Annotated in this window: 19 protein-coding genes and 1 riboswitch; of the genes, 10 read left to right on the forward strand and 9 right to left on the reverse strand. The window is 64.4% G+C overall.

Features of this window, described 5'->3' with window-relative positions; genetic code table 11:
* The first annotated feature begins 39 nt into the window (after window positions 1–39).
* Complete coding sequence (locus J1M87_RS02195; RefSeq protein WP_206487272.1) at window positions 40–1,623, forward strand: MFS transporter; 1,584 nt, start codon at window positions 40–42, stop codon at window positions 1,621–1,623.
* 69 nt (window positions 1,624–1,692) lie between these two features.
* Here J1M87_RS02195 and J1M87_RS02200 read toward each other — a convergent pair whose 3' ends face one another.
* From J1M87_RS02200 to J1M87_RS02210, 3 genes are all read right to left on the reverse strand, one after another.
* Window positions 1,693–2,451 carry a GTP pyrophosphokinase family protein gene (locus J1M87_RS02200; protein WP_241256239.1) on the reverse strand — a complete coding sequence of 253 codons (759 nt, stop codon included), beginning with the start codon at window positions 2,449–2,451 and terminating at the stop codon, window positions 1,693–1,695.
* 424 nt (window positions 2,452–2,875) lie between these two features.
* A complete protein-coding gene (locus J1M87_RS02205) occupies window positions 2,876–3,031 on the reverse strand; it encodes a DUF6131 family protein (protein ID WP_206487274.1) in 156 nt (51 codons plus the stop codon).
* Between the two features lie 103 nt (window positions 3,032–3,134).
* Window positions 3,135–5,075, reverse strand: coding sequence for a helicase-related protein (locus J1M87_RS02210; protein ID WP_241256240.1), 1,941 nt, complete (start codon window positions 5,073–5,075; stop codon window positions 3,135–3,137).
* A gap of 48 nt (window positions 5,076–5,123) precedes the next feature.
* Here J1M87_RS02210 and J1M87_RS02215 point away from each other — a divergent pair, with 48 nt between their 5' ends.
* The 5 genes from J1M87_RS02215 (at window position 5,124) to J1M87_RS02235 (ending at window position 10,568) form a co-directional block, all read left to right on the forward strand.
* The gene (locus J1M87_RS02215; RefSeq protein WP_206487276.1) at window positions 5,124–5,837 is read left to right on the forward strand and encodes a type 1 glutamine amidotransferase; all 714 of its coding nucleotides are present in this window, start codon (window positions 5,124–5,126) and stop codon (window positions 5,835–5,837) included.
* Window positions 5,838–5,846: 9 nt separating this feature from the next.
* Complete coding sequence (locus J1M87_RS02220) at window positions 5,847–7,025, forward strand: alpha-hydroxy-acid oxidizing protein (protein WP_206487281.1); 1,179 nt, start codon at window positions 5,847–5,849, stop codon at window positions 7,023–7,025.
* The gene (locus J1M87_RS02225) at window positions 7,025–8,320 is read left to right on the forward strand and encodes an alpha-amylase family glycosyl hydrolase (protein ID WP_206487283.1); all 1,296 of its coding nucleotides are present in this window, start codon (window positions 7,025–7,027) and stop codon (window positions 8,318–8,320) included. Before J1M87_RS02220 ends, J1M87_RS02225 begins: the two co-directional genes overlap by 1 nt.
* 73 nt (window positions 8,321–8,393) lie before the next feature.
* Window positions 8,394–8,486, forward strand: a riboswitch (TPP riboswitch).
* A gap of 50 nt (window positions 8,487–8,536) precedes the next feature.
* On the forward strand, window positions 8,537–9,298 hold the full coding sequence (locus J1M87_RS02230) for a 3-oxoacyl-ACP reductase (RefSeq protein ID WP_206487285.1): 762 nt from the start codon (window positions 8,537–8,539) through the stop codon (window positions 9,296–9,298).
* A gap of 1 nt (window position 9,299) precedes the next feature.
* Complete coding sequence (locus J1M87_RS02235; protein ID WP_206487288.1) at window positions 9,300–10,568, forward strand: LLM class flavin-dependent oxidoreductase; 1,269 nt, start codon at window positions 9,300–9,302, stop codon at window positions 10,566–10,568.
* 12 nt (window positions 10,569–10,580) lie between these two features.
* Here J1M87_RS02235 and J1M87_RS02240 read toward each other — a convergent pair whose 3' ends face one another.
* The 3 genes from J1M87_RS02240 to J1M87_RS02250 all read right to left on the reverse strand — a co-directional run bounded on the left by J1M87_RS02240 (window position 10,581) and on the right by J1M87_RS02250 (window position 13,487).
* On the reverse strand, window positions 10,581–11,471 hold the full coding sequence (locus J1M87_RS02240) for an alpha/beta fold hydrolase (RefSeq protein WP_206487290.1): 891 nt from the start codon (window positions 11,469–11,471) through the stop codon (window positions 10,581–10,583).
* Between the two features lie 13 nt (window positions 11,472–11,484).
* Window positions 11,485–12,504, reverse strand: a complete 1,020-nt coding sequence (locus J1M87_RS02245) for a PDR/VanB family oxidoreductase (RefSeq protein ID WP_241256277.1) — start codon at window positions 12,502–12,504, stop codon at window positions 11,485–11,487.
* 83 nt (window positions 12,505–12,587) lie between these two features.
* Complete coding sequence (locus J1M87_RS02250; protein ID WP_206487294.1) at window positions 12,588–13,487, reverse strand: metal-dependent hydrolase; 900 nt, start codon at window positions 13,485–13,487, stop codon at window positions 12,588–12,590.
* A 115-nt stretch (window positions 13,488–13,602) separates the two neighbouring features.
* On the opposite strand from J1M87_RS02250, the gene J1M87_RS02255 reads away from it, so the two are divergent.
* Window positions 13,603–14,118, forward strand: coding sequence for a hypothetical protein (locus J1M87_RS02255; RefSeq protein ID WP_206487296.1), 516 nt, complete (start codon window positions 13,603–13,605; stop codon window positions 14,116–14,118).
* Between the two features lie 78 nt (window positions 14,119–14,196).
* Here J1M87_RS02255 and J1M87_RS02260 read toward each other — a convergent pair whose 3' ends face one another.
* A complete protein-coding gene (locus J1M87_RS02260; RefSeq protein WP_206487298.1) occupies window positions 14,197–14,664 on the reverse strand; it encodes an alpha-isopropylmalate synthase regulatory domain-containing protein in 468 nt (155 codons plus the stop codon).
* A gap of 227 nt (window positions 14,665–14,891) precedes the next feature.
* Here J1M87_RS02260 and J1M87_RS02265 point away from each other — a divergent pair, with 227 nt between their 5' ends.
* The gene (locus tag J1M87_RS02265; protein ID WP_206487300.1) at window positions 14,892–16,094 is read left to right on the forward strand and encodes an ATP-binding protein; all 1,203 of its coding nucleotides are present in this window, start codon (window positions 14,892–14,894) and stop codon (window positions 16,092–16,094) included.
* Between the two features lie 3 nt (window positions 16,095–16,097).
* Here J1M87_RS02265 and J1M87_RS02270 read toward each other — a convergent pair whose 3' ends face one another.
* Entirely contained in the window at window positions 16,098–17,285 is a 1,188-nt protein-coding gene (locus J1M87_RS02270) for an alkane 1-monooxygenase (protein WP_206487302.1), read from the reverse strand.
* Between the two features lie 166 nt (window positions 17,286–17,451).
* On the opposite strand from J1M87_RS02270, the gene J1M87_RS02275 reads away from it, so the two are divergent.
* Both J1M87_RS02275 and J1M87_RS02280 read left to right on the forward strand, forming a co-directional pair.
* Window positions 17,452–18,306 (forward strand): alpha/beta hydrolase, encoded by an 855-nt coding sequence (locus J1M87_RS02275; protein ID WP_206487304.1) that lies wholly within the window; start codon window positions 17,452–17,454, stop codon window positions 18,304–18,306.
* Between the two features lie 27 nt (window positions 18,307–18,333).
* The gene (locus J1M87_RS02280; RefSeq protein WP_206487306.1) at window positions 18,334–19,182 is read left to right on the forward strand and encodes a patatin-like phospholipase family protein; all 849 of its coding nucleotides are present in this window, start codon (window positions 18,334–18,336) and stop codon (window positions 19,180–19,182) included.
* 8 nt (window positions 19,183–19,190) lie between these two features.
* Here J1M87_RS02280 and J1M87_RS02285 read toward each other — a convergent pair whose 3' ends face one another.
* Window positions 19,191–20,099, reverse strand: a complete 909-nt coding sequence (locus tag J1M87_RS02285) for an amidohydrolase family protein (RefSeq protein WP_206487466.1) — start codon at window positions 20,097–20,099, stop codon at window positions 19,191–19,193.
* Window positions 20,100–20,133 lie beyond the last annotated feature (34 nt).

Here is a 20,133-nt window from a genome sequence, read left to right on the forward strand (position 1 = left end):
TCGGGCCCGAGAATCAACGAGTACGAGTGGGGTAGAAACATGTCGCAGGTCTCCGAGCGCGAAGCGTCGGATCCGAATCCGAACTACGAGCGCAGGTGGTTGGTGCTCTGCATCGTCGCCATCACGCAGCTCACGATCGTGCTGGACGGCACCATCGTCAACATTGCGCTGCCGCAGGCTCAGCTGGACCTGGGTATCAGTGACAGCAGCCGCGCCTGGGTCATCACCGCCTACGCGTTGTCGTTCGGCGCACTCCTGCTGCTCGGCGGACGCATCGCCGACTACTGGGGACGCAAGCGCTCGTTCATCGTCGGCATGGCCGGCTTCGCCGTCGCCTCCGCAGTCGGCGGACTCGCCCAAGAGGGGTGGCAGCTGTTCATCGCACGCGCAGGCCAAGGAGTCTTCGCCGCGCTGCTCGCACCTGCAGCACTGGCCATCCTGACCGTCACGTTCACCGACACCAAGGAACGCGCCAAAGCATTCGGTGTGTTCGGAGCCATTGCCGGAGGCGGCGCAGCCGTCGGCTTGCTCCTCGGTGGAGTACTCACCGAATACGCGAACTGGCGCTGGTGCCTGCTCGTCAACATCCCCGTTGCGATCGTTGCCATTGCGGCCGCTGTTCCGCTGGTCAAGGAAAGCAAGGCGCACGGAGACACTCGCTACGACCTGCCCGGCGCGATCCTCGTAGCACTCGGACTGGCGTCGCTGGTCTACGGCTTCACCGAAGCCGAAGACGGCTGGGCGACGGTACCCACCATCTCCTTCATCGTGCTCGGCCTGGCTCTGCTCGCCGCGTTCGTCGTCGTCGAGACCAAGTCCGACAACCCGCTGCTTCCGATGAGTGTGCTACTGGATCGTGACCGCGGTGCGGCGTACATCGGATCGGCCGTGATCGGTGCCGCATTGCTGGGCGGCACGTTGTACCTCACCTTCTACTTCCAGATCGTGCTCGAGATGAGCCCGGTGATCGCCGGCGTCGCATCACTGCCGATGACCGGCGGAATCCTGATCACTGCCGCGATCGCGTCCGCTCTCGTTCCGAGGATCGGGCCCAAGCCACTGATGGCCGTCGGACCCGTCGTCTCGGCGATCGGTCTGCTCCTGCTGACGCAGATCGGCGTCGACACCTCCTACTGGACACACGTCCTTCCCGGCGTCGTGCTGCTCGGCCTCGGCCTGGGCCTGTTGATGGTGCCGATGCAGAACGTCGCGCTCATCGGCGTCCCGGATCACGACGCAGGTGCCGCATCCGCTCTGATCAACGCCACCCTGCAGGTCGGCGGTGCACTCGGCGCAGCAGTGTTCACCACGGTGTACACCTCGTCCAAGACGTCGTACCTGGCCGACAACCCCGCCCCGACTCCACCCGCAGGAGTTCCAGCCGAGGCCCTCGCCGGCCAGCAGATCCCGAGCGGCGAGGTACTGGCCGCGCTGCCGGAGCCGATCCGAGAGTTCGTTCTGGCGACCATCGATCACGCCTTCGCAGCCGAGGTGTCGGGCTACGCCTGGGCCTTCGGCACCGCTGCGATCCTGGTCGCGTTGGTGTGCCCGGTCGTGCTCGGGCTCGTCCGCGCGAAGAAGGACGACCTGCCCGTCGGGGACACTCCGGTCCACATCGGATAGTCCTTCGCGAAACGAAGAACCCCGCTGCTCAGCCGTCGAGCAGCGGGGTTCTTCGTTCTCGAGGCCCTGTCAGTCCGGATCGATGGCATCGGCCTGCGCGGTGAGCAGCATGTGCAGCAACTCGGGAGGTAGAGCCAACGGTGGCATCGAACCGAGGGTGATGGAGTTCTCGGCATCGCCGTTCAGCTCCTTCACCTCGTCGTGCAGTCTTTCCATCTTCTCGTCGAGCTTGTTCGCGCTCTCGGCTGCCTCGGTCAGTTCGGCCAGCAGAGTCGGCGGAATCTGGTTGCGGTACTTGTAGAAGATCTTGTGTTCCAAGCTTGCCCAGAAGTCCATTGCAATGGTTCGGATCTGCAGTTCGACGAGCACCGGCTGGACGCCGTCGGACATGAACACCGGAATCTCGACGATCAGGTGCAAACTCTTGTAGCCGTTGGGTTTCGGGTTCGCGATGTAGTCCTTGATCTCGACGACCCGAATGTCGGTCTGACTGCTGAGCATGTCCGCGATGCGGTACGTGTCGGAGATGAAACTGCAGGTGATGCGGACCCCTGCGACGTCGAGGATGTTCTCCCGGATCGCATCGAGGTTCAGCGCGCACTTCTTGCGCTGGGCCTTGTCGATGATGCTCTCGGGCGTCTTCAACCTCGACGAGACGTGTTCGATGGGGCTGTAGCGGTGAATGTGAGTGAATTCCTGCTTCAGGATGTTGATCTTGGTGATCAGCTCGTCGATCCCGAACTTGTAACTCATCATGAATCGCGTGAAATCGTGTCTCAGCCGTCCCAGATCGACCGCAGTCTCACCGTTCTTCATGACCTCGTTCATGATCACGATTGTCCACGACGGCAGGTCGGGCCCGCGCGGCGCGCGAATCGAAGCTCGCATCACTGCACGACGGGCCGAGTTCGGGAGTGAATATCACGACGCCACAGGACTGGCACTGATGCGTGCGGTGATGCCCCAGTTCACACGAACACGCTCGTGAACCGACGAGAACCGAACCGGCGACGAGCCGATGACCGTTGCCACACCGCCTCGGTGCTCTCTCGGCCCATCGGTCCCCGACGCGATACAGCGACCCAGCCGTCGGTTCGTCCCCTCCGACTGTCATCACGCGCGACCGCCTTCGAGAATCCACCGAGTCCGCTCTGGACCGCCCGAAGTGGCTCCGCTGGCCGCATCGCCAACTTCGAGGGCCGGATCAGACTAGCAGAAAATCGAACGTATGTTCTATTCCTGTCGGAGGGGGTCAGTACCAGTGTTTGCGGCCACCGATCGCGCGTCCGGTGCTACCCAGCAGTGCCAATACGGCCCCGACGACCACGAGAATGATGCCGAGAACCCACAAGATCTGGATACTTGCGAAGTATCCGATGATGGCGAGAATCAATCCGAGAACGATCATGACCACTCCTGGCGTCGAGACGAGCCCGATAACGGCGGATGCCGGTACCACCGAAGTTACGCCCGTCAGGTGGCAGATTGGTCACGATTGTTCGATGTTCTCGTCACTGCGCCAGCGCTGCGAGGAAAGCCTCCGGGTCGATCAGATCCGCCTGTCCGACTATCGATCCCAGATCCGCGATGCGCTCGATCCCGGTGAGCACCATCTCCTCCTCGACGGTGCCCTCGGCGTACCCGTAATAGCAGGTCGAAGTCGTGTGGTTGTGATCCTTGTCGATACGGTTCGCACGCCCCTCGATCTGCCGAATGTCGATGGGCGTCCACCGCGGATCGTGAATCAGCGTCACACGCGGTGCGAGTGTGGAGACGGTGCCTTCGGGCAGCAGTAACTCGTTGGTGTGCAGGTTGATCGCGCTGGTGGTGGTCGAGACGATGACCGAAACTTTCCCGGTCTGGAAACGCCGGATGGACTCCTCCTGCTCGGGGCTGCTCATACTGCCGTCGACCACGGCGACATCGAGTCCCTCATCTCGCAGCGTCTGGGCAAGGGCCGCGACCGACTCGCGGTAGAACATCGAGACGAACACCTGATTGCCCGCCTTGACCCACGTGCGCACCTGATCGGCCGACGCGGGAATGCGCAGGTAAGAACATTTCTGGCGGAACCGCAAGGTTGCCGCACGGGTACTCGGGTTCTTCTGCAACACGCGCTTTCCACCGACGGCCTTCCAGATCGGTAGACCCAGTTCCTTGCGGTAGTCCACCCACGCCGAGTTGTACAGCCGCTTCTGTGTGGCGGTGAGTTCCTGGCCGAGTGGCTCCCGAGGTGTCGGCGGGGACGGCCGCGAAATCGACCACGCTGCAACACCTCCCGAGAGCCATCTGTGCACGGTGGCGATATCGCGTTCGCGTCGGGCAGCGTCCTCGGGCTCCCAGCGCCACGTCGTCAAGCCGGTAGATGCCTTACCTGCCTTGACCGCGAACCCGGATTCGATGAGGAACTCCGCCCACTTCATCGTGACCGCGTAACCGAGATAGTCGTCCTCGCCGAGGATCTCGACACCGAGACTGCGCTCCACCGCCCGAGCCATGTACGCGAAGTGCAACGGCTGGTACCCGGGAGTGGCAGACATCCACACCACCGACCGCGCCGCCTCCTGGTAACGCCACAGGATCTGCGATTGCTGCGATTCGATGTTCATCAGCGCATGCGACTCGTCCGCGATCACGACATCCATCTCGAACCGAAGTTCACCGAGCGAGATGGTCCGCTTGTTCTGCGTCCGTTTACGTTTGCCCAGATCGGTCTCGGGAGGGACCGACAACAACTTCTTCGTCGACTGGTAGGTGATCAACAGCCAGCGCTTCCGGTCGGACGGCTCGATGTCTGCCTCACTGTCGGCGATGGTGCGACGCCAACCCGGTAGAGCGCCCTTCGGCGCGACCACCAGAACCGTCCCGATCTCGGCCGCAGACATCTGGCGAACGGCCTCGCACACCGCCAGCGTCTTGCCCAGCCCCGTCGAATCCATCTGTGCGAAGTACGGAAAGTCGGCCTCGAGAGCGGCGAGATGGCGTCGCACGGATTCGAGTTGGGTTTCGCGGGGCACCATCGCCCGCTCCCGTGTCGTTTCCTCGCGCCAGCTGTCGTTGGCGTCGTCCTCGAGCCATCGCTGCAGGCTGTACGGCATCGACTCGTACGGCTGCAGATACTCGGGCAGCTCAGTGCCGTAGTACGCGAACACCCGCGGACCGGGGTACCAACGCGCACCCGCAGCTCCCGCCGCCGACCGATCCTCGAACGGTACGTCCAGTACCCAGACGCGCTCGCCGGGATCGGGAACCCGCAGATCCGGAGCGGCGGTTTTGCGCGGAGATGCCCGCTTACGTGGTGCCGCTTTCTTCGCCTGCGTCTTCTTGGGAGCGACTTTCTTCGGTGCGGCCTCGCCGTTCTTTGCGGCCGCGAACTTTCGCGCAGCACTGCTCTGCCCGGCCTTGACGGTGCGGGCGGTGGTGGAGCGGGATGTGCGTCTACGAGGTGGCATCGGATCCAGTCTGTCGTACGGTGTGCACGAACACCGTAAAGGAGCCCTGTGACATACCCGAACGACCCGCGCGCCGTGGTGCTCGTCCACGACCGGGATCCTGCGCTCGCGCGACGCGACATCGGCACCCTCGACGCCGAATTGCGCACCAGAGATTTCCAGTTGGACGTGCACTCCTTCGATCACAGCCCCGACACTGCGCCCCCGCAGCTGTCCGATGCGCAGCTGCTGGTGGTGATGGGCTCGCCCGACGCTGCCTACGACGACACGCTGAGCTGGCTCGAGCCCGAAATCGCCTATCTGCAGGACGCGATCGACGCGCAGGTGCCGGTCCTCGGTGTCTGCTTCGGCGGGCAGCTGCTCGCGCGAGTGCTCGGCGGAAGCGTGCGCAAATCCGAGCACCCCGAGTACGGATTCGTCGAGGTCGAGACCTCCGATCCCGAGCTCGTCGCCCCGGGGCCCTGGATGGAGTTCCACGGCGACACGTTCGTCGCTCCCGCCCAGGCCACGGTCATCGCACACAACGCGGCAGCACAGCAGGCGTTCGTCCTCGGACCGCACCTCGGGCTGCAGTTCCACCCCGAAATCGACCTCGATACCTACGATGCGTGGGCTGCGGCCTGGGCCCGCGACGGCGTCGAACACGAGGTGGACGTGGACCGGATACGCGTCGCCGTCGCCGACGCCGAAGCAGCAGCTCGTGCGCGGTGCTCGACTCTGCTGGACGCCTTTCTGGCCCGATCCTCGGCGCTGCCCCGGTAGGGTCGAACAATGACCGAGGCCAGGCCCAGCAACTTCAGCGATCACCAACTCGGCATCTACGCCGCCGGAATGTTCGCCCAGCAGACGCCGTCGATCACCACCAATTTGGCGAGACTGGAAGATCAGGCGGCAGAATCGCTCTCGCCCGAGGCGTTGGGTTACATCGTCGCCAGCGCCGGTAGTGGATCGACCGCACGCGCGAATCGGGCGGCATTCGACACCTGGGCCATCGCCCCTCGCATGCTGCGCAGCTCGGCCGCTCGCGATCACGCGTGCACGGTTCTCGGCACCGATATGCCCGCTCCGCTGATGATCGCGCCCGTGGGAATTCAGACTCTTGCCCACCCGGACGGTGAGCTCGCGACGGTCCGGGCCGCAGCGGAACTCGGTGTGCCGTACATACATTCGACGCAGGCCTCGCACTCGTTCGAGCAGATCGCCGAGGCCGGCGGTGATGCCCCACGCTGGTATCAGCTGTACTGGCCGACGGACGAGTCGGTGTTGCTGAGCTTTCTACAACGAGCGAAGGACTCCGGCTTCAGCGCTCTGGTGTTGACCCTCGACACCACTCTGCTGGGCTGGCGGCCCGCCGACCTCGACCGCGGCTACCTACCGTTCCTGGCCAACCTCGGTATCGAGAACTACCTGACCGATCCGGCATTCCAGGCCGGACTTGCCCAGACTGCCGAGGACAATCCTGTTGCTGCCGCGATGCATTGGGCGCAGATGTTCCCCAATCCCGGTCTGTCGTGGAAGAACCTGGCGTTCCTGCGGGAGCACTGGAGCGGCCCGATCGTGCTCAAGGGCATCTGTACCGTCGGCGACGCCAGGGAGGCTGCGGCGCACGGAGTCGACGGCATCGTGGTCTCCAATCACGGTGGACGTCAGATCGACGGGGCCAGAGCATCGCTCGACGCATTACCGTCCATCGTCGACGCGGTGGGGGACGAGATGACAGTGCTGTTCGACTCCGGTGTGCGGACCGGGGCCGACATGGCCAAGGCCCTGGCCCTCGGGGCCGACGCGGTGCTACTGGGGCGGCCATTCCTCTACGGCCTCGCGCTCGGCGGACAAGAGGGCGTCGCGCACGTATTACGTTGCCTGCTGGCCGAATTCGATCTGGTGACCAGTCTGTCCGGTCATACCGGTGCAGGCGAGCTCGGCCGCGACTCGATCATGGAGTCCTGATGGAGTGGACCAAGCACGCTATCTGGTGGCATCTGTATCCACTCGGCTTCACCGGCGCACCGGTGCACGGGTGGGACGGCGAATCACAGTCGGAACTACACCGGCTCGGCAGAATCGAGAACTGGCTCGACTACGCACTCGAACTCGGGGCCTCGGGGATCGCCCTCGGCCCGATCTTCGAGTCCGAGAAGCACGGGTACGACACCGTCGACTACTACCGAGTCGACGGTCGGCTGGGCACCGACGAGGATATCGATTCGCTGATCGCCGCAGCACACTCTCGCGGCCTCAAAGTCATGTTCGACGGCGTCTTCAACCATGTGGCGCAGAGCTTTCCGAAGTTCCGGCAGGCGCTGGAAGAAGGTCCCGATTCCGAGGCCGCAGAGTGGTTCCACCTCGACTGGTCCGGAAGCGAGCCGACGCATCGCAACTTCGAGGGCCACGACGAACTGGTCGCCCTCAATCACGAGAGTCCGCACGTGCAGCAGTTCGTCGTCGATGTGCTCTCGCACTGGCTGGGGCGCGGCGTCGACGCCTGGCGGCTCGATGCGGCCTACGCGGTCTCGCCCCGTTTCTGGGCTGCGGTGCTACCGAAGGTGCGCGAGAAGCATTCGGAGGCCTACTTTCTCGGGGAGGTCATCCACGGCGATTACGACCGAATCGTCTCGGCCTCCACGCTGGATTCGGTCACGCAGTACGAGCTGTGGAAGGCGATCTGGAGTGGACTGAGCGAGAAGAACTTCTTCGAGCTCTCGCATGCCCTCGAGCGCCACAACGGCTGGCTCGATGCCTTCGTGCCGGCAACGTTCGTCGGAAATCACGACGTCAACCGCATCGCCAGCGTCATCGAGGACGAGCGGCACCTGGTGCATGCGTTGGTGGTTCTGTTCACCGTGGGCGGTATGCCGATGATCTACTACGGCGACGAGCAGGCTTTCCGTGGGATCAAGGAAGATCGGGTCGGCGGTGACGACGAGGTGCGTCCCGAGTACCCGGAGACCTCCGATGACCTGGCACCGTACGGCTGGCCTGTCTTCCGGATTCATCAGGAGCTCATCGGTGTACGACGTCGGAATCCGTGGTTGCACTCCGCGCGCACCGAGACGCTCGAGCTCACCAACACTGCCTTGCTCTATCGCGTTCATGCGGACGGTGACTCGTTGACGGTGGCGCTCAACCTGGGTGACGAGTCGATCGACTACCCGGCTCGGGGCAGCGAAGTACTGGCCGGTGACGCGCACCTGAACGACGGGCGGGTGAGCGTGCCGCCGCACGGCTGGGCCGTCATCGGCTGATCGCATGATCGAGTTCTATTCTTTCCTCTAAGTTTTCCGCAAGATTTCGCTAGAGATCGCTACAGGTACAGTCGAACGCGACACGGGGTGCCCACATGGGCTGAGAACACACCCGTCGAACCTGATCTGGTTAGGACCAGCGAAGGGAATGTCGTGACGAATCGGTATTTCCTGTCTTCTCGCATCGGTCTTGACCTCGAACGAGAGGCGAAGCGCATGAGACTCGACGAGCAGACAGTATTGATCACCGGCGGCGGGCGCGGCCTGGGAGCGTCGATCGCCGCTGCCTTCGCCGGTCAGGGTGCACGTGTGGTGATCGATTACCGCAACAGCAGAGATGCTGCCGAGGCGCTGGCAGACCGGCTCGGCGAGAACGCGATCGCAGTGCAGGGTGACGTCACCGACGAGTCGGCCGTCGCCGCGCTGTTCGGCGCTGCACGTGAACACTTCGGAACGCCGATCACCACCGTCGTCAACAACGCCCTTGCCGACTTCTCGTTCGACGGCGATGCGCGCCCCAAAGCCGAGACCATCACCTGGGAGCGCTTCGACGCCCAGTTACGCGGGAGCGTCCGCGCAGCGTTGCTCACCACCCAGGCCGCACTTCCGGGCATGCGTGAGGCGGGGTTCGGACGAATCATCAACGTGGGCACCAACTTGTTCCAGAATCCGGTGGTGCCGTACCACGACTACACGGCTTCCAAGGCTGCGCTGCTCTCGCTGACCCGCACTCTGTCCGCGGATCTCGGCGCTGACAACATCACCGTCAACATGGTCTCGGGTGGGCTGCTGCGCACCACCGACGCCAGTGCCGCCACCCCGGCCGAGGTATTCGACTTCATCGCTGCCTCGACCCCGCTGCAACGCGTCACCACACCCGAGGAATTCGCCGATGCCCTGCTGTTCTTCGCCTCGCCGTGGGCGCGGTCGGTGACCGGCCAGAATCTGGTGGTCGACGGCGGTCTGGTCAAGAACTGATATGCATCTCAACGCTTTTCTCTACGGTTGCGGTCACCACAGCGCCGCGTGGCGTCATCCCGATTCGCGGGTCGAGGATCTCGGCGACATCGAGTACTACGAGGAACTCGCGCAGCTCGCCGAACGGGGCAAGTTCGACGCGGTGTTCTTCGCCGACGGACATTCGGTGCGCGACCCGGCCGGAGCGGGGACGTGGTTTCTCGAGCCGATCACCGCGCTGTCGGCCATGGCCAGGGCCACCACGCATATCGGCCTCGTCACCACGGTGTCGTCGACGTTCTACACCCCCTTCCATGCTGCGCGCATGCTCGCGTCGCTCGATCACATCAGCGGCGGCCGAGTGGGGTGGAACGTCGTCACCTCCATGTTCGACGCCGAGGCACGAAACCACGGAATGGACGCCATCCCGGCACGTGAGGAGCGTTACGTGCGAGCCGATGAGTTCGTCGACGTCGCTCTGGCGCTGTGGGATTCGTGGGATGCCGATGCGTTGACGCTCGATCGCGCCGGTGCGTACGCAGATCCGGCCAAGGTGCACTCCATCGATCACGACGGCAAGCACTTTCGGGTCGACGGCCCGTTGACGGTACCCCGGTCGCCGCAGGGTCGGCCGGTGCTGTTCCAAGCGGGGGCGTCGGGGCCGGGCCGCGATCTCGCCGCCAAGTATGCCGAGGCGATCTACGCCGTCGCCTACGATCTCGTTGCAGCGCAGAGCTACTACCAGGACGTGAAGACACGAATTCGCCATGCGGGCCGCGACAATGCGACAGTGGGAATCATGCCGGGTCTGGTGACGTACATCGGCTCGACCATGGACGAGGCCCGACGGAAGAAGGTCGAACTGGATCGGCTGCTCCCCACCGAGCAGTCACTGGCGATGTTGTCGACCTTCACCGGGCAGGACTGCGCCGCTTGGGAACTCGATGCTCCGGTTCCGGCGTTGCCGCCGGCCTCCGAGTTCACCGGACCTCAGGGCCGGTACGAGACGATTCTGCGGATCATCGAGAAGGACGCCCCCACCGTGCGGGAATTGCTCGGTACTCTCGCCGCGGGCGGTGGGCACGCCACGATGATCGGCACACCGGAGTCCATAGCCGACGAGATGCAGTCGTGGATCGGCCGTGGTGCCGACGGATTCAATCTGATGTGCCCGCGCTATCCGGATTCACTTGCCGACTTCGTCGATCATGTGGTACCGATTCTGCAGCAGCGCAATCTCTTTCGTAGGCATTACACTTCATCGACGCTTCGTGGTCACCTGGCTCACTGAGCGGATGTGGACTCAGTCCAGTGAGTCGATGAACTCCCGCGTCAACCGCGCGATGTCGTCGGCATGCGAGATCGGCGACCAGTGCCCCGCCGGAATGTCGTTGCGCGTGAGGTTCTTCACCCACCTGCCGGTGTCGTCGTAGTGATACGGACGCACCGCGACATCCTCGGTGTTGACGATGAGGTGCACTGGGATATCGATGTAGCGATCCCGCGGATTGCCCAGGCGCGGAATGATGTTGGCTCGATACAGGTTGGTGCCGTTGGTCGCGTCAGACCACAGCGTGGGGTTCTGGGTGACGAGCGCCGGGTCGACTCCCGAGAACTCTTGGAGGAATGCCGGCCAGCCCTTGGCGAACTGCCGTTTGATCCGCAGCGTGGACAGCCCGGGGATGTGGAAGGTGACGGTGTACCACGACGCGCGTACCTGGGCGAGCACCTGCTTGATGCCCGTGAGGGTGGGTTTGCGCAAACGCGACTGCGACCACTTGCCCAGGTGATCGAGATTCGGTCCCGAAATCGATGTGTAGGAACGAATGCGGTCCTTCGCGCGCGGTTGGGCTGCGGCCTCCCACACCTCCACGGCACCCCAGTCGTGAGCGAGCACATGGACGGGGGCATCCGGACTCACCGCATCGGCGACAGCATAGAAATCCGAGGCCAGACGTGCCAGCTTGTACGCCGACTGCTCGGTGGGGACCGAACTGTCGCCCGCTCCACGGGAGTCGTAGCTGATCACCCGGAAGCGGTCCTCGAGCTGTGGCACGATGTGGCTCCACAGCTCGTGGGTATCGGGCCATCCGTGCACCAGCACGATGGGGTCGCCGTCGGGGTTGCCACTCTCGAATACCGCGAGGCGGATTCCTTCGTTGACGACCGTTGTACGAACCGCGTTGTTGCTCAACAGGTTTTCCGTTCTATAGATCGAGTACGAGGCGTCCGCTGCGTGCGCGGGAGACGCAGATGAGCATGTGGTCACGCTGCTCCTCGGGCGTCAGTCGTGATTCCAGATGCTCGGGCTCACCGGACAGCACCCGAACCTTGCAGGTGCCGCAAAATCCTTGTTGACAGGAATAGGCGATGTTCGGCTTCTGTTCCTTGACTGCAGTCAGTACCGACGCGTCGGCGGCGACATCGAGCACAGCGCCGGTGCTGATCAGCTGCACCTCGAAAGGTGTGCCGTCCAGAATCGGTGGTGGACCGAAGCGCTCGAAATGCAGTGCAGTGGAGGGGCATTGGCGAAAGTCGCGGCGGACGGCATCGAGCATCGGTGTGGGGCCGCAGCAGTAGACGGCACCGCCCGCCGGTGCGCGCTCGAGCAACTCGCCCTCGCCGGGGTATCCGTGCACATCGTCGGTGCGGATGAACACGCGGTCGGATTCCCAGCTCTCGATCTCGTCGAGGAAGGGCATCGTGTCGCGAGATCGACCGCAGTACACGAACTGCCAGTTCATGCCGAGGACCCGTGCAGCTCTGACCATCGCGATTATGGGAGTGATGCCGATTCCACCCGCGATGAACAGAGCACTGCCTTCGCCGACGAACGGAAACCCGTTGCGCGGCCCGCGGACGGTGACCTCGGTGCCCGGCGCCAGCCCGTGCATCTCGATGGATCCGCCTGCGCCGGTCGGAATTCGGCGAACCGCGATTCGGTAGGAGCTGCGATCGGCCGGGTCGCCGCACAGTGAGTACTGCCGTCGGCGGCCCGAGGGCAGGTGTAGATCGAGATGACAGCCGGGATGCCAGATCGGCAGTTGATCTCCCGTCGGCGATGCGAGGGTGAGCGCGGCGACATCGTTGTCCTCGGCGACGATCTCACGCCCGGTGACGACCAGCTTCAGCGCGGAATCGGGATTGTGGCCGGCGACGGCGTCGTCGTACTCCGTTCCGGCAGCCGCGTGCATGTACCCGTTGAGGAATGTGCCGAGGAGCTGCATCGACCGATCGGGACGTGCCCGTCCGCGTAGATCCGGCGGCGCATCCTTGGGGAGCAGCCGCGGGACGCGTCGTGAGTTGAGCTTCACCGAGCCGCAGCCTGCGCGGCAGGTGAGGACGCGAGGTACCGGACTGCCTGCGCCGTGGAGCCTTCCTGGCTCGGGTGATACGACTTCTTCAGATACCGGGACATACTGCGAGCGACCAGCGTCAGCGCGGGGAGAGTGCCCCGCTTGACCGACTTCCGCCACAGAGCCGACCGCGGCTTGCGTACCGACTTGGGCGCGGTCGCCAGCTCCGGGTCGTTCTTCATCAGGAAGAGGATGCCGCGCATCCAGATGTACGCCATCAACGGCACGACCACCGCGAACGTGCGCAGGCGACGCACCTCGCGCTTGTCGAAGTACCGCAGTGTGTCGTATGCGACCGAGCGGTGTTCGACTTCCTCGGCACCGTGCCACCGCAACAGATCGAGCATTGTCGGATGGATGCCGGCTCGGTCCAGGCCGTCGGCGTTGAGCACCCAATCGCCGAGAAATGCCGTCACGTGCTCGATGGCAGCGATGAGGGCCAGTCGCTCGACCAGGTTGTTCTTCGATCGCAGACTGGTCACCGAATCCGATCCGAGAACCTTGCCGAAGGCCCATTCCATCTGGTCGGTGAACGGAGTGGGGTCGAGTCCGTTCTGCTGGAGGTGCACGAGGACGCCGGTGTGGGCCTCGGCGTGGACGGCCTCCTGGCCGATGAAGCCGATGACGTCGTCGCGTAGCTTCTCGTCGTCGATATAGGGAAGGGCTTCTTTGAAGGTATCGACGAACCAGTGCTCGCCCGCAGGAAGGATCAAGTGGAGCACATTGAGGACGTGCGTGGTGTACGGGTCGCCCGGCACCCAGTGCATCGGTAGATCGCTCCAGTCGAACTTCACGTTCCTGGCCTGCAGCATCACTTCACCGGGATCCGACGCGACGGTGTTCTGTTCGTTCATCGAGCCCACCTCCTCCACTTCCGCATGTGTGGCCGATACCACAGTGCGCGCTTAAGTATAAACATCAGTTACATGTAAAAGGAACCGTGTCGGAGTCGAGTGAGAGACTGCTGAGATGACCGACTCCTCCCCCGTGTCGACTCCCCCGAGTCGTGTCTGCGCGACCTGGCCTGCCGAATGGCCCGCCGAGGTGCGCAAGATCGCCGATGCCACGAACGATGCCCTCGCTGCTGTGGCGGCGCGGGACCCGATCGCGTTCGACGACGCCGTCGAACTACTGGGCCGCTCGGACTCGGCGCAAGCCGGTCGCGTGCATGCCGAAATGGTACGCACGTTGCTCGAAGAGATATATAGCGATGGGTTGACGGGCGAGAACGTCCAGGAGGTGCTGGGGCGAACCGTGCGAGGCGCGGACTGGCTGCCGAATCTGGACATCGCAGGGTTCGTCGAGGTGCTCACCGGTGCACTGGGAGTTTCCGACGTCGACGAACAGTCACGTACGAGGCCGCGGCCGGCGCACGCCCTGCTGGTGGTGGCGGATCTGCTCGCGGTTCGCAAAAGCCATGCCGAGACCTACCTGCGCCGCGCACTGGCCGAAGTCCGCCGCGCCGAGACGATCGAGATGCCCTAGTGGAGTCTTCACCTGTCTTGCGCAAGTGCTAGACAGGTGAAGAAAGCCCTACCCGCGACCGCGCGGCGTCGGTGGGGGCTACCGATGCAGGATGTTCGCCCCGGCGAGGACGGCCCGGATGGACGACAGGTTGGGGTCGGCATCGATGCCCATCGACCATTCGCGGCGGCCGTCGTGCTCGGCCAGAACGAACGTGGCGGTCTCGTCGCCGATGGCCTGCTGGTGGAACGAGAGGATCTCGAAGCGGAATCCGGCGTCGTGAAGCATCGATGTCAACGCCTCGATAGGTCCGTATGTCGTTGCAGCACAAGCAATGATCGTGTCGCCGATGCCGAAGGTCGCATCGAATTCGATCTTTCCGCCGGTGGTTTTCGTCCCGGTCCACGACCCCAGTCGAACGGGCCCGGTGGTGGGCGAGAAGCGGTCGGTGAAGTTCGCCCACGACAGGTGTTGGCGGGTGATCTCCTCGCGCATCGTGCGCGGCAGGGCGCACGCGAAACGGGCATGGAACGAATCTGCGGCGAAAGAAGAAGCAAGAGAATTCATGAAGGTGGTCTTCCGAATGTGAAGGGAGGACCGAGATAGCACGACGACCCGCAGCGAGGGGTCGGTCCGAATCAGACCCCGCTACGGCGGCGTACTACGAGGATGCGCTTCACGGGGCCCAGTAAACCCCGACCTGGGGCGTGGCGCAAGTATCGATCGCATACAGATGTCTAGGACACGTGCTAGATGTCCGCATAGATCACTCGATCGGTTGTTACTTTGGCCCCATGGACCCCGTGCGTAACCCTTACGCTCCCGGCGCCGGCCAGCGCCCACCCGAGCTCGCAGGCCGAAAGAAGCAGCTCGACGCCTTCGACGTCGTGCTGGAGCGCATCACTCGCGGCAGGCCGGAACGCAGCGTCGTACTGACCGGGCTGCGCGGCGTCGGGAAGACCGTGCTGCTCAACCAGCTCCGATCTGCGGCGATCGCCCGCGGATGGGGCACCGGCAAGATCGAAGCCCGGCCAGACCAGGAACTGCGTCGACCGCTCTCGTCGGCGCTGCACATGGCGGTCCGTGGGATTGCGGCCTCGCATCGCGATCCCGAACGCGTCGACGAGTTTCTCGGCGTCCTCAAGGCCTTCGCCCTGCGCTCCACTGCCGACAAGGGCATGCGCGAGCGGTGGCAACCCGGCATCGACGTCCCGGCCAAGACCGGCCGCGCCGACTCCGGGGACATCGAGATCGACCTCGTCGAACTGCTGCTCGATGCCTCCGCGCTGGCCGGGGATGTGGGCGTGGGCATCGCCATCTTCATCGACGAGATGCAGGATCTGGGTGCGGCGGACATCTCCGCGCTGTGTGCGGCCTGCCACGAACTCAGTCAGGACACCGCGCCGCTGATCATCGTCGGGGCCGGGTTGCCGCATCTGCCCGCCGTGCTGTCGGCGTCCAAGAGCTACTCCGAGCGGCTGTTCAGCTACCACCGGATCGGCCGACTCGAACGAGCTGCTGCCGACCTGGCCCTGATCGCCCCGGCCGACCGTGAGGACGTCGAGTTCACCGACGATGCTCTCGATGCGCTGTACGCGGCAGCCGACGGGTACCCGTACTTCGTCCAGGCGTACGGCAAAGCGACCTGGGATCTCGCGGCCGACAGCCCCATCTCCGCCGAGGACGTACGCGTTGCGGCACCGACGGCAGAGGAGGAACTGGCCGTCGGGTTCTTCGGCTCTCGCTACGAACGCGCGACCCCTGCCGAGCGCGAATACATGCGTGCGATGGCCGAACTGTCGGTGGACGACGGCTCGGTACCGACCTCGGCGGTGGCGACCGAGCTCGAGCGCAAGCCGGCGTCGCTGTCTCCCGCCAGGGACGGACTCATCAAGAAGGGACTGATCTATTCGGCCGAGCGTGGCACCATCGCCTTCACGGTCCCGCACTTCGGCAGATACCTGCGCGCGCAGACCGACGAACCTGCGGCGGTGTGACGGCTACCGGCGCGCCTGCTCTCGCTCGCCGCACAACTGATGGAGCCTGGCCATCGCCGTGGAGTCGGAGTGCTCGACGTTGACCAGGCTGGGGTCCCCGTCGTAGAAGTCGATCAGTCGCTGGTCCATCACCTTGCGCCACAATGGCGGAACAAGCGAGCAGAAGATCATCACCGCGTAGCCCGCCGGTAGCTGTGGGGACTCGTCGACGGTGCGCAGGGCCTGGTACCGGCGCACCGGATGCGCGTGGTGATCGCTGTGACGTTGCAGGTGGTACAGAAACAGGTTGCTCCACAGGTGATCGCTGTTCCAGCTGTCGCGGTGGCTCGGTTTGCGGTATTTACCGCTCGGCCGCTTCTGTCGCAGCAGCCCGTAGTGCTCGAGGTAGTTCGCTGCCTCGTACAGGACGATCGCGATGGCGGCCTGCAGTAGGAGATACGGCACGATCACCGTGCCGAACACTGCGATCAACACCCCGAACAGGGCGACGCTCATCGCCGCGGCGTTGAAGAGATTGTTGCGAAGGGTCCAGGGCGAGGAGCCGGATCGGGCCAGCCGGCGGGACTCGAGTCCCCACGCCGAGCGCAGACCGTGGACGATCGTGCGCGGCAGAAACTTCCAGAAGGACTCACCGAATTTCGCCGACGCCGGATCCTCCGGGGTGGCCACCCGCAGGTGGTGGCCGTGATTGTGTTCGACGTAGAAGTGGCCGTAGAGCGACTGCGCCAGCGTCACCTTCGAGAGCCAGCGTTCGAGGAGTTCACGCTTGTGGCCGAGTTCGTGTGCGGCGTTGATGCCCACTCCGCCCACGATGCCGACCGTGATGGCCAGACCGATTCGCTCGGGAACTCCCAGTGGGCCGTGCGCCCAGAGATAGCAGGCGGCAACAAGTCCCGCGTACTGCAGTGGCAGGAACAGGTACACGCACCAGCGGTAGTACTTGTCTTTCTCCAGAGCCGAGATGGCCTCGTCCGGGGGATTGCTTCTGTCGACGCCTGCGAACTTGTCCACGATGGGCAGGACGACGCCCATGATCATCAAGCCGAGGGTCCAGAACGCTCCTGGGCCGAGGACCGACACCAACCCCCACGCCAGGAATGGGCTCAGAGGAATGGTCAACCCCAGCGGCCACAGGTATCGCTTGGGGTCGCGCCACCTCGGCGAGACGCTCGTGGCGGACTGATCATGCATTCTTGATGTGCAACTCCCGGCTTGTGCTGCGCCTCTAGACCGAGGCGCGACGATAGTGGTGTCTCACAAGTTCATCGCCTGCCGTCCGATGATAGTTACTCGAGCAAATCTCCGTGGGTTCGCCGATGGGACGTCGCTGGTCCCGTCGCCCTTGTACGGTGACCGAATGGAGCATGTCGAGTCGTCGTTCACCGGAGTCGACGGAACCCGCATCGTGTACGACGTCTGGACGCCCGAGGGCACGCTGACCGGGGTTGTCGTGCTGGCACACGGCTTGGCCGAGCACGCCGGGCGATATCGGCATGTCGTGGACAAGCTCGGTTCGCTCGGACTCGTCGTCTACGCGCCCGATCATCGCGGCCACGGACGCTCCAGCGGCAAGCGAGTCGCAGTGAAGAAGTGGTCCGACTTCACCGACGATCTGCACACGCTGTTCGGTATCGCGGCACGCGAGCATCCGAACAGTCGCACCTTTCTGCTGGGCCACAGCATGGGCGGTGCCATCGCGCTGTCCTACGCCCTCGATCATCAGGTCGACCTCGACGGGCTGATGCTGTCCGGCCCCGCGGTGGTTCCCAGCATCGGGCAACCGAAAGCGCTGGTGGCGGTGGGCAAGATCCTCGGACGCTTCGTGCCGTCGGCCCCCGTCCTGAAACTCGACCCCAACCTCGTCTCACGTGACAGGGACGTCGTCGAGGCCTATGTCGCCGATCCGTTGGGCTATCACGGCAGTGTCTCGGCGGGCCTGGCTGCGGCGCTGCTCGGTGCCGGGGACAGCTTCCCGGCGCGCCTACCGTCGCTGACGATTCCGATTCTGCTTCAGCACGGCACCGCGGACCGATTGGCCGACGTGTCCGGCAGTGAACTCATCGCCGAGCTCGCCGGATCCGAGGACCTGACCCTGAAGACATACGACGGCCTGTTCCACGAAGTGTTCAACGAACCGGAGAAGGACCGTGTTCTCGGCGACCTGGTCGACTGGCTGCGGCCGCGTGTGCAGGCCGACGCAGTAAGTTCCTGACGGATCTTTCGACGAAGGGGTACGGCTATGGCCAGGCGAGCACTCGTATTGGGCGGCGGCGGAGTCGCAGGTATTGCGTGGCAGACGGGTGTCCTACTGGGATTGGCAGAGTCCGGAGCCGACATCACCGACGCCGAGATGCTGCTGGGCACCTCGGCCGGATCCTCGGTTGCAGCCCAGCTCTCCAGTGGAGCCTCGCTCACCGAGTTGTTCGAACGGCAAGCTGACGAAACGAAGCAGGACGACGAGCCCCACGCCGAGGCGACCATCGACGAATTGGTCGCCATGCTGGCTCGAGCCGCCCAGAATTCGGACGGTAGCGCCATCGACACTCGCCGACGCATCGGTGCCGAGGCGTTGGCGGCCTCGACGATCACCGAGCGTGAGCGACGGGCGATCATCGAACGACGATTGCCCTCGCATTCGTGGCCCGACCGCGATCTGCGGATCGTGACGGTCGACGCCGTGACCGGGCGGCATCGAGTGCTCGATCGTGGCTCGGGCGTCCAACTGGTCGATGCGGTGGCCGCGAGCTGCGCCATTCCGGGGATGTGGCCGCCGGTGACCATCGGCGATCACCGCTACGTCGACGGCGGAATCCGCGCGAGCGAGAATGCCGATCTGGCAGTCGGTTTCGAGAAGGTGCTGGTACTCAAGGTCGGTGCGCTCGACCTCGAGGACGACCCCTTCGAGGTCGAACGCGGGCGATTGGTCAAGGGCGGATCGAAGGTGGAAGTGATAGCCCCCGACGCCGATTCGACGTCGGCAATCGGGCCCGACGCCACTGATATCGCCGTGCGGTCGGCTGCAGCGGTGGCCGGGCGCGCGCAGGGCAACGCCGTCGCCGAGCGCATCGCCGAGTTCTGGGCCGACTGAACGGGCCGTCAGCCGAACAATGCGGACCCGTTGCCCCAGCACACGGCACGAACCCAGTCGTCGCCCAGATCGAGTCTGCGCACCGCCTCGAGCGCATGGAGATACGGGTACGGGATATTCGGATAGTCGCTGCCGAACAGAATGCGATCTTGCAGATCGAGCAGGCGCGGCAGCTCGGACCTGGGAAGCGGTGCCGCTGCCTCCGCGAAGTCGGTGAACGCCATCGTGGTGTCCAGCCGAACGTTCTCGTAGCGATCGGCCAGGTCGAGGAAATCGACGTACTCGGGCATTCCCATGTGCGCGATGATCAGCGGAAGCTTCGGAAACCGTTGCAACAGCTCGGCAATCGGATCCGGCCCGGTGTGGGAGCCCGGTGCAGGACCGGAACCGCAGTGGATGACGACGGGAACGGCAGCGTCCGAGACTGCGCCCCAGACGCCGTCGAGTAGTGGGTCGTTGGGCGAGTAGTTCCCGACCTGGATGTGGGACTTGAAGATTCGCGCTCCGTCAGCGAGCGCGCGCTCGACGTATTCGGTGGCTCCTTCCTCGGGGTAGAAGGTGGCGGTGTGCAGGCAGTCGGGGGTGCGCGCCGCGAAATCGGCACCCCAGGAATTGAGCCAGGCCGCCATCGACGGCTTGTGCGGGTAGATCATCGAGGTGAACTTCCGCACCCCGAATCCTCGAATGACCTGCAGTCGTTCGTCTTCGGCGAAGCGGTACGAGATGGGCCAGACGCTTCCGGTGAGCGGGCCTGCACTGTCGAAGTAGCTCCAGACCTTGTCCATCACCTTCTTGGGCATGAAGTGGGTGTGGACGTCGAACAGTCCGGGCAACGACAGCTCGTTCCAGAAGGCGACGATACCTTCGGTCTCCTCCGCGAGTTCTGCGTCGGAGCGCGGTTGCTCAGCGTGCGACATGGGCGTCGAACCACTGCAGCGTTGTGGTCCAGGC

This window comes from Rhodococcus sp. KRD162 (genome assembly GCF_017168335.1).
Taxonomy (GTDB): domain Bacteria; phylum Actinomycetota; class Actinomycetes; order Mycobacteriales; family Mycobacteriaceae; genus Rhodococcoides.